Origin of the sequence: Dietzia sp. CQ4 (genome assembly GCF_014145125.1) — a bacterium.
In the GTDB taxonomy this organism is placed as follows: Bacteria; Actinomycetota; Actinomycetes; order Mycobacteriales; family Mycobacteriaceae; genus Dietzia; species Dietzia natronolimnaea.
This window is the reverse complement of the sequence record NZ_JAALDZ010000297.1, coordinates 1-9,361: the sequence shown is the minus strand read 5'-3', so window position 1 is coordinate 9,361 and position 9,361 is coordinate 1. Positions and strand designations below refer to the sequence as shown.

Annotated in this window: 10 protein-coding genes; 6 read left to right on the top strand and 4 right to left on the bottom strand. The window is 57.0% G+C overall.

Annotation, left to right across the window (positions count from 1 at the left end):
* Positions 1–192 precede the first annotated feature (192 nt).
* Positions 193–459 carry a hypothetical protein gene (locus G6031_RS15310; protein WP_182653718.1) on the top strand — a complete coding sequence of 89 codons (267 nt, stop codon included), beginning with the start codon at positions 193–195 and terminating at the stop codon, positions 457–459.
* A 262-nt stretch (positions 460–721) separates the two neighbouring features.
* Here G6031_RS15310 and G6031_RS15305 read toward each other — a convergent pair whose 3' ends face one another.
* A complete protein-coding gene (locus tag G6031_RS15305; protein WP_182653717.1) occupies positions 722–1,795 on the bottom strand; it encodes a PD-(D/E)XK nuclease family protein in 1,074 nt (357 codons plus the stop codon).
* Positions 1,796–1,935: 140 nt separating this feature from the next.
* Here G6031_RS15305 and G6031_RS15300 point away from each other — a divergent pair, with 140 nt between their 5' ends.
* Entirely contained in the window at positions 1,936–2,202 is a 267-nt protein-coding gene (locus tag G6031_RS15300) for a DUF6114 domain-containing protein (protein WP_182653716.1), read from the top strand.
* An 893-nt stretch (positions 2,203–3,095) separates the two neighbouring features.
* On the opposite strand, the gene queD is transcribed toward G6031_RS15300, so the two are convergent.
* The 3 genes from queD to queC are packed head-to-tail and all read right to left on the bottom strand — an operon-like array spanning position 3,096 to position 4,791.
* Positions 3,096–3,461 carry a 6-carboxytetrahydropterin synthase QueD gene (gene queD, locus G6031_RS15290; RefSeq protein ID WP_182653715.1) on the bottom strand — a complete coding sequence of 122 codons (366 nt, stop codon included), beginning with the start codon at positions 3,459–3,461 and terminating at the stop codon, positions 3,096–3,098.
* Positions 3,461–4,096: a 7-carboxy-7-deazaguanine synthase gene (gene queE, locus G6031_RS15285; RefSeq protein ID WP_182653714.1), complete on the bottom strand. Its 636-nt coding sequence runs from the start codon at positions 4,094–4,096 to the stop codon at positions 3,461–3,463. The genes queD and queE overlap by 1 nt, the downstream gene beginning before the upstream one ends.
* Positions 4,093–4,791 (bottom strand): 7-cyano-7-deazaguanine synthase QueC, encoded by a 699-nt coding sequence (gene queC / locus G6031_RS15280; protein ID WP_182653713.1) that lies wholly within the window; start codon positions 4,789–4,791, stop codon positions 4,093–4,095. Before queC ends, queE begins: the two co-directional genes overlap by 4 nt.
* Positions 4,792–4,894: 103 nt before the next feature.
* Between queC and G6031_RS15275 the strand changes: the two genes are divergently transcribed.
* From G6031_RS15275 to dbpB (G6031_RS15260), 4 genes are read left to right on the top strand one after another with little or no spacing between them, the layout of a single operon-like run.
* The gene (locus G6031_RS15275) at positions 4,895–5,761 is read left to right on the top strand and encodes a hypothetical protein (protein WP_182653712.1); all 867 of its coding nucleotides are present in this window, start codon (positions 4,895–4,897) and stop codon (positions 5,759–5,761) included.
* The gene (gene dbpB, locus G6031_RS15270) at positions 5,758–6,894 is read left to right on the top strand and encodes a DGQHR domain-containing protein DpdB (protein WP_182653711.1); all 1,137 of its coding nucleotides are present in this window, start codon (positions 5,758–5,760) and stop codon (positions 6,892–6,894) included. Before G6031_RS15275 ends, dbpB (G6031_RS15270) begins: the two co-directional genes overlap by 4 nt.
* A complete protein-coding gene (gene dpdA, locus G6031_RS15265; RefSeq protein ID WP_182653710.1) occupies positions 6,891–8,120 on the top strand; it encodes a tRNA-guanine transglycosylase DpdA in 1,230 nt (409 codons plus the stop codon). Before dbpB (G6031_RS15270) ends, dpdA begins: the two co-directional genes overlap by 4 nt.
* Entirely contained in the window at positions 8,117–9,223 is a 1,107-nt protein-coding gene (gene dbpB, locus G6031_RS15260; protein ID WP_182653709.1) for a DGQHR domain-containing protein DpdB, read from the top strand. The genes dpdA and dbpB (G6031_RS15260) overlap by 4 nt, the downstream gene beginning before the upstream one ends.
* Positions 9,224–9,361: the final 138 nt, after the last annotated feature.

Here is a 9,361-nt window from a genome sequence, read left to right as displayed (position 1 = left end):
CCAGACGCGGAACCGATTCCCACCACATCACGGGGCACTATCCGTTCCTGCCGCGACCCGAACTCACTGAGGCCACCCATCGGTCCGTCTCCGCACCGGCACGAGTAACCACTCTGTAGGTCTGTCTACGCCGGTGGGTACTTCGTTGCCGACGTGACTGCGTCCGAGGACGGCCCCTTGGTCAGGCTCTGGGTGGCACGAAGTCCGATGCTCGCTGACGGCGCGAGCAGCCTGCTCGCCGCCCTCATCGGGGAATCAGTTCAGGTGACGGACAGCGGCTTCACCTCGTTGAGTGACGACCAGACCACCTTGCACATCCGTGACCTCCGAACTGCCCAGGGGCTCCTCACTGACCCGGCGTTGGGCACTGCGATCAGACTCCACAACTCCCGATTAATCACTATGAAGAACTCTCGTGAGGCCGAGCACATCCCTGAACTCCTCGACGGGGCGTGGTAACTACGACTCGCCCCTCAGGGTCCGTGGGGTAATTCATGAGGCCGATTCGACCAGGAGATTATTGAGGAGAGGGGATGAACCGAGGGTCGTCACTGACAATGACATGCCGGAGTTGGCCAGTGTCTAGAACAGATTCAAGTCTTTCGCGCGGTCGGGTGCCGCGCGGCGTCGAGTTCTTCCTAGCGCGACGACGAGGAGGACTGTCTCGGACCGGGCAGCGGTGGCTGCGCGGACGGGAAGGCAAAATCTCCAGCTGTGGTGGTTACCGTCCTAGCAGCGACGCCTGCCGGTAGGCCCGCTCGGAGGCATGGACCAATAGGTCAACGAGTTGCGACCAGGTGGTGTGCTCGCTCACCGTGGAGTACCGGTAGCGGAACTGCTCTCCGTATTGGAGCCAGTCACGTTTGCCGAGATAGGGCTCAAGCAAGTCGGAAAACTCCTCGAATTCGTGGTCAAACGAGAAATACCCCTCGTTCTCTTCCGCCAGGACCTGTCCTCGCTGATCGGGGTCAATCCTCTTCCATTCCTTGTCTCCGAGGATTCCCACCAACCGCAACTGGCGGCCCTCTAGCTGCCACCCAATCTGCCGGGTGACGCGTCCGAACTTGTACTCGATGAAGTGCTGGACAATCCCGCCCTTGCTCCGGGTCGACAGCCCCGCCTCCACCCGGGCACCGTCCGGCCTCGGTCCAACGTCGAGCAGCGCATCACGGACGCGCTGCGTGCACCGTGCCATCTGGAGCTTCTTTACCAGGCTCGCCAACCTCGCTCTGTCGAGCGTGTCCTGAAGCGGCGCATCCATCCAGAACGGAGATTCCATGTCTCGCGCCGGGTCGCACATCGCAGCAAGGTCGACCAGGTGTTCCACCATGTCCGTGTACCGCGAAACCAGATTGCGATCCCTCTCGGGCATCGCATCCCGCGCCTCACGCAGGGCCGGCAGCAAGTCGGCGTAGGTGACACATTTCCATCGCCCGGTGCCGACCTGAGCGGTATTGAACGTCGGCGGAATGAGCGTCAGGAGTATCCACTGCGAGGTGTCCCCGAACCCCTGTTCCTCCAGCTTGCCCGAGTATCGCCCCAGCTGGGATGCATCAGGTAGCGCCATGACCTTGTTCTCAAGGAAGAGATGGCGATCTCCGCTGTCCACGCGCAGGTCAACCTTCTGGTATTCCCGGAAGGCCTCGGTGGGCACCTCCAGGCCAAATACTGCCCAAACCGCAGCAGACTCCTCCGCCGCCTCGGTGGCCAACCAGTAGAGAATGTTGCTGTGAAACAACTCCTGGCCCGCCGTGGACAGCTGATACATCAGATCGTCACCCAGGGCAGAGATCACCTCACTCGGTGTTCGCTTCATTTCTCTACCCGGGACGACCACGCCTGCACTCTCACTCATCCGAGAAGTAAATCATCTACAGACTGGGGAACCGTGCCAGAGCGGTGAAGCCGAGGCAGCCCATTCTGGCTGTGGGGTCAATGGACGGCCTGGCCATCAGCTTCTCCACCACGTCCACAGCGATGGCGCTGCTCACCGGATTCGGCCTCGTCGCCTGTGACGTCTCGACCTGGGTACAACTCACAACCCGAGTGCTGACCGGCATCCTGGGTTTCGCGTTCTCGCTCGTCGCCCTGCCTGGGGCAAACCCGGGCGGCCACCCGATTGGCGCGGTCCTGGGGGTTCCGGGGTCGGCGACCGCGCTGGCGCGGGCGCCTGGTGATACCCAGGCGGGACAAGAGAGATGACGACGACAAGGTCGCTTCCCCGAGCCTGGGCGCTAACTCGGGCGTTCGTTCCGAGCCAGGCGCGGCTACGAGATGCTACTGCCCTCCACGTCTCGGCACTCCTCGGCACTCCTCGAGTCCTGCCACCTGCCCCCGCATCCGACCGTGGTCCTGGGCGGGGAACTGCACATCTGACGGTCGCGGTTTTTCCGTGGACTCAAAGGGTTCCCACCTAGGCTCATCGCTCTGAGTCTCACGAGTGTGACCCGATACCGGTGGCCGACAACGATGAGTTGCGGGATTGATGAGTGTCAGTGGACGGTCGGAATGAGGAGGGAAAGGCCTTGAGACTGAGGACCAAGAGGCGGCGACGCCGTCGATTGTGAACTAGAAGCCAATACAACGCTAGCGGCACCATGGTCGCCCAAAGCACCTTACCGATGAACTGACCACCCATGGTTCCCACCGTGATTGAAAAACCAGCGAGATATAGGAGCACAACTGTATCGATCGGCGCCGACACGACGTTCGAGGCGAGCGCGCCTAAAACAAATCCCCGCGCCCGACGAATCGGCACATAAACCAGGAGATCGATCAATTCCGCGCCGATAAAAGCGACGGTCGATGCTATTGCTAGTGCAGGCGATGCAGTAAACCAGGATATAATTCCGCCCACGGCCACTGCAACGATGGCCCAGGTTCGACCCCCGTATCGGTGAACATAGTCTCGGGCCAGGGGTGCGAAACCCGCCGCGTAAGTACCTGCGGTCACCAATAAGCCGAATCCAACAGTAACGAGGCCGTAGCGATCCGTGACGATATTGGCCAATACGACGGCAGTGACGTACGCGACGATAGAAAAAAACAGGTACAGGTGGGAGGAAGGAGCAACGGGGAACCGCTCCGTCCGCGTTCTAGTTCCCTCGATAAATCACGCCCGACGTGCAAGTCTCCCTCACTCGCACCTCCGAGAGGTCAGGGATCTCGACCTTCAATCTCTCCCACAACCACTCAGCGAGCACCTCACTGGTGGGGTTCTCGAGTCCGCTCACCTCATTGAGGTACCGATGGTCCAACTGCTCCCTTAGAGGCGCAAATGCCGACTTCAAATCGCCAAAGTCCTGAACCCAACCCGACTCTCGACCTATCTCGCCCATCACATGGACGCTCACTAAGTAAGAATGACCATGGAGGCGCGCACACTTATGTCCCTCCGGGACGTTCGGCAACCGATGCGCTGCTTCGAAGGTGAACTCACGGAATATTTCTGCGCGTGACATTATGCGATCCCTATAAATTTGTGTGTTTGCAGACTGAGGCGCCAACGGGGATTATTCAGGCAGAACTCCACAGCCAACTGGGTGTTCAAGGCCACATCTGGGCCATCCATCGGCTGTACACGGAAGCTATCAAAATCGAGGCCTTCGAACTCCTGGGGCACGAAGCCGCTTTGCGGGTAAACAAGCTTCAATTCATGGCCACTCTTCTGAACTAAGGTGGATCCATTCTTGGGACTCACGCATAGCCAGTCGATTCCATTCGGAGCCGGCAAAGTCCCGTTAGACTCTACCGCGACGAAGAAACCCCGCGCCTTAAGCGCTGAGACTGCTTCATCATCAAGTTGCAGCAGCGGTTCCCCCCCGGTGCATACAACCATCGGCTGCCCCAGTGCGAAGTCTGGCCATTTCGCAGCAACTGCAGTTGCCAACTCGTCCGCGCTCGCAAACTTGCCCCCGCCAACTCCGTCGGTGCCAACGAAATCGGTGTCACAAAATTTGCAAATCGCGCGGTCGCGGTCTGCCTCGCGGCCTGTCCACAGATTGCACGAAGCGAACCTGCAGAAAACCGCCGGCCGACCCGAGTGGGCACCTTCACCCTGTAAAGTATAAAAGATCTCTTTGATCTTGTAGGTCACGACTTGCCAACCTGATACAAGAGAGGATCGGCCAAACCCGCCTCGGCGAAGCCCCGGAGACGGAGCAGGCAGGAATCACACTGTCCGCAAGGCCGCCCCTGGCTGTCAGGGTCGTAACACGACGACGTCAATGAATAATCGACACCCAACTGCATACCCATCTCGATCGTCTGCGCCTTGCTGAGATCGATCAGCGGCGTATGGATACGTAGGCCCGCACCCTCTACCCCAGCTTTGGTCGCCAGGTTGGCCATCCGTTCGTACGCCGAGATAAACTCCGGCCGACAGTCCGGGTACCCAGAGTAATCGAGAGCACTGACACCGATGAAAATGTCCGTCGCCCCGACGACCTCTGCGTACGCTAACGCAAACGACAGGAAGACCGTGTTCCTGGCAGGGACGTACGTGATCGGCACTTCGTCAACAGGGAGTTCGTCCACCGACGAATGCTTCGGCACGTCTATATTATCCGTGAGTGCAGACCCACCAAACGTACGCAGGTCGATATCGCACACGACGTGTCGCACAACACCGACAGCCTCTGCAACGCTCCTTGCAGCATCTAGTTCAACTTCGTGCCGCTGTCCGTACCGGAAGCTCAGCGCGAAGGGTTCGTAACCCTCCGCCTTCGCGAACGCGAGCACGGTGGTGGAATCGAGTCCACCGCTGAGCAGCACTACAGCGCTTGGCGACATGGGGCACCTCAAGCTTCCACAGTGTGTTCGGCTGATACTGGCGTTAAAACTACACGATAGAGTAGCTTCTTGGAAGCTGCAGTTGCCGACTTGAGGAGCCATGGTGGACAGACAGTTGACCATCGTGGTCGCATGCACCGACCGCAAGTCGCTTGGCCCTAGGGACGAACTCAGAGCCCGCTCACTCCGCGCCGCCCCCCTCGAATCACGAGTCCAAGACTGGGTAACGCGCCTCGAAGTACCCGACCGTACAACTAGGCTGGTCGACTTATACCAGGGAGAAGCATGGACGCAGGCCAAGCGACTGTTCGCAACAACTCGTCGGATCGGCTACGAACCCAACGTCTTTGTTGCATCCGCTGGACTGGGACTCAAGAACCTCAACGATCAAGCCCCCGCCTACTCTGCAACTTTCACACCGCGACATCCGGACTCCGTCGCACACACCGACACCGACGCACGCTTGTGGTGGAAGAACCTGCCCCACGCCGACGTACCAAGGGGCGGTAGCGCGGTATGGGTCCTGTCCGACAACTACGCACGCGCAGCAGGAGTCGACTTGATCGAACGAACCGAACCGAGTCAGCTACTGGTTTTCGGCGGAGCCGCAAACATACCCCTAGAAAACCGAGTCCCGGCAGATCGCCAACTCCGTCATGCGCTAGGTGGGACGCTCACTAGCCTGAACGTCCGAAGCGCGTCGAAGTGGATGGAGCTCACGACCGCAGTCGGCGCCTTCAGCGAAGACGCCCACGGCCTCTGGCGCGAGTGGACGGATGAGTCTAGGAAACTTGAGCAGCACAACCGAACAGCGGTACCGGACAAAGCGATACTGGAACTGATAGCGACGCTGCGATCCCACGATCCGAAAATATCAAAGACACATGCTCTTGCTTCACTTCGCAAGTCCGGTATAGCCTGCGAGCAGCGTCGATTCTCAGGCCTTTTTCATAAGGCGGTGGGATCATGAGCGAAGCAAAGTGGATCTCCCGTAAAGCTCTAAAGGTCCTGCAAAACGACGATATCCCACTCTACCTATTTACCTTGGCCGCCGAAGAGGTAGACATGGTCGCCGACGTGTCACGAATCGGACGTGACGAGGCGGGCCGGTTAATTGGATACCAAAGGCCCGAAAAGAAAAAGCACGTAAAGCAGATCCTGGAGTACCTCGACTCCGATGCACCACTATTCCCAAACGGGTTGATACTTGCTCTACCGCCCGAGGCAAAATTCAAATCGAGTCGCGGACCAAACACGTCCGACGGCCTAGCCGTGTCGGGAACGCTTGAAATCCCCGTATCCCTCGAGGCCGACGGACCACGCCCTGCATGGATTGTTGATGGCCAGCAACGCAGTTTGGCGCTCGCAAGAACACTAAACAGCAGACTTCCTGTCCCCATCTCCGGCTTTATCGCACCCAATTTGGAACTACAACGGGAACAATTTCTCCGGGTCAACACAGTGCAACCTTTACCAACAGGTCTAGTTACTGAACTTCTTCCCGAAATCACGGCCGTCCCATCAGCCCGCTTGGCCACTAAACAACTGCCCTCTGCGCTCGTCGACATGCTTAACCAGGACCCTGAGTCTCCGTTCTTCAACCTTATTCGTCGAGCTTCAACGACGACTGAAAATAAGAAGACCGCCGTAGTGACGGACACGAGCCTCGTTGAGTCAATAAGAGAGTCTATCGAGTCACCTTCTGGCGTCTTGTTCCCATACCGCAACATTGCAAACGGCACTACGGATACGGAGGGGATTCGAAGACTTCTTATTGCATACTGGGGAGCAGTTCGAGACACTTTTCCCGACGCATGGGCAGTACCTTCCAAGCAGAGTCGCCTAATGCATGGCGTTGGAGTAAGAGCGATGGGACGACTGATGGACAGAGTGATGACTCACGTAAACGATTCCGATCCTCAGGCGCGAGCCAAAGCTATGGAAGAGTTATCACTAATCTCCTCGAAATGCAGATGGACAAGCGGAATCTGGGAGGACCTAGGTTTTGCATGGAATGACCTGCAAAATACCCCTCGCCACATCAGTTCGCTATCAAACTACCTAGTGCGCATCTACTTAGCGGAACGAACGGCGAACAATTGAAGTTCTACTTCCCTGACAGTCAGGATTTGGTTAGTCCAACCTATAATTTTCATCGCGATGAATACGTTGCTCACCGAGTGCGCCAAAGAGACGACCGCTACGCACACGAGATACTCAACAAGCCCCCTTATCACGGAATTTTAGTGAGCAAGTCGATAGTAGATGGCTCAGTAAAGGGTGCCGGCAAGTACACTGGAGCGCAGCGAGCACGCCTCTATCGAATGGGTGTGCGGCAATTCTTTCGGCTACCAGACACCATCGATACGCTTGGAGATAACGGCGCCTTCAATTACGTTGACGAAGAAGTACCGCCTGTAACCGCCAGCGAAACACTCGACTTCTACGAAGAATGCGGGTTTGACGCCGGCATAAGCACCGACCACATCATTTTCGGCTACGAACCGGGCGCCTCGGAGTCGGATGTAGATCCCCAGTGGGTTGAACGCAGACATATAACCCTGCGATTAGCTGAGCAATTCATTGGCCACGCGCGCGACCGAAAAAGCAAAGTTCAACCTGTCGGCGCCGCCCAGGGGTGGAGTCCAGCCAGTTTCGCCCATAGCGTAAGGACGCTTCAGGAATTAGGATATGAACGAATCGCACTGGGCGGAATGGTTCCACTACGGACGAATCAAATCGTCTCCTGCCTTGAGAGAATTCGAGACGTACTAACTCCATCCACCGAACTACATCTCCTCGGGATCACCCGCGCGGGCTCCATGGATTTGTTCGCGGAATACGGAGTCACGAGTTTCGATAGCACATCCTCCTTCCGCCAGGCTTTTATGGACGATCGAAACAACTACCATACCCCAAACCGTTCGTACGTGGCGATACGCGTACCTCAGGTTGATGGCAATCCAACACTGAAGCGCGCAATCCTTTCAGGATCGGTCAAACAGTCTCAAGCGATCGCGGCGGAACGTGAGGCGTTGAGGGCCCTGCGAAGTTACGACGGTTCGGCCTCATCGATTCGTGGTTGCCTTGACGCGATTGGCGAGTACGAACTGACATGCCAAGCTAAAAAGTCTTACCTTCTCGCCTATGAAGAGACTCTTTCAGACGCCCCCTGGAAACTCTGTGATTGTAGCCTTTGCACGGAATACGGTATCGAAATTATAATCTTCCGCGGCACGGAAAGAAATAAGCGACGAGGTTTTCACAACATGTCAGTACTTGCGCAACGAATGCACACATTGAAGAGTCGAGTTCGGAGTATTTCATGAATCAGAACAACGAAATAAGACTGCCCGCCCTTCGAATTCGCCAGGGGCAGCAACATATTTATACTTTCGGCGTGGACGGCAAACGGCTTGACGAGTTCGCGACGGTTAGTCGAGCACACAGGCCGGACGTTGCCCTTCATGGTTATCAGCGCCCAGAAGTTCGTAGTCACATTAGGGCTATCCGGCGGTATCTGGAGTCAGACGGAGCGATGTTACCAAACGCGATCGTTCTCGCGTTTAACGAGCAAGTAAAGTTCGTTCCCTCAAACACTGGATCAGCGGTTGACTACGTGACCACCGGCGAGTTAGTCATCCCCATTAATGAACCAGTTTCCGAGGACCAAAAGCCGGCATGGTTAGTAGACGGGCAGCAACGTAGTGCAGCCATTCGAGATGCTGAACTCGAAGAGTACCCGGTCGCGGCAGTAGGTTTTATCGCACATGGAGAAGCAGAACAGCGTTCCCAATTCATACTCGTCAACAACACCAAACCCCTGCCAAAGGGACTCATTCATGAGTTGCTTCCAGACACAAGCGGACACCTACCCCCCTCATACGCCCGGAAGCAGCTGCCGGCGACTGTCTTATCGCGATTAAATTTGAGCCGAGGTGGAAACGTCGAACCTTTCGCCGGTCGTATCTCGACTCCGACAATGGAAAACGGCTACATTAAGGACAATAGCGTTCTCAAGATGATTGAAAATAGCATCTACGAGGGCGCTCTGTACCAGTACCGCAACCCAGAGGATGGAACCGGGGATATAGACCAGATGGTCTTGCACCTAAACTTTTTCTGGAAGATGGTGCAAGCTACTTTCCCAGAAGCCTGGGATCTTCCCCCCACTAAGTCCCGCCTCACGCACGGGGCGGGAATTCAATCGCTCGGATACGTGATGGACACGCTAACCGACGGCATCGCCGCTTCAGATCTTCCAAATCTTCGGATCGACCGCGACCTCGCAAGTCTCGCTGATCACTGTGCATGGACTAGCGGAAACTGGAGGTTCCGGGCGGAAGAGCCTCGAAGATGGAACGGCATACAAAACACCCCGAACGACGTAAAACTCTTGACGAACCATCTCCTGCGCGCGCTACGCGCCTGACTGATAATTCGTTTCACGGGGGCCACAGTCATTGTCTCTTGGGGCCACCCACTGTTCGCACGAATACTGTGCTTGGGGCCCACTAGCGTTATCCGGCTCTTCCGGTTTTAGAGTGCGTTGATCCGTGCCTGGAGTCCG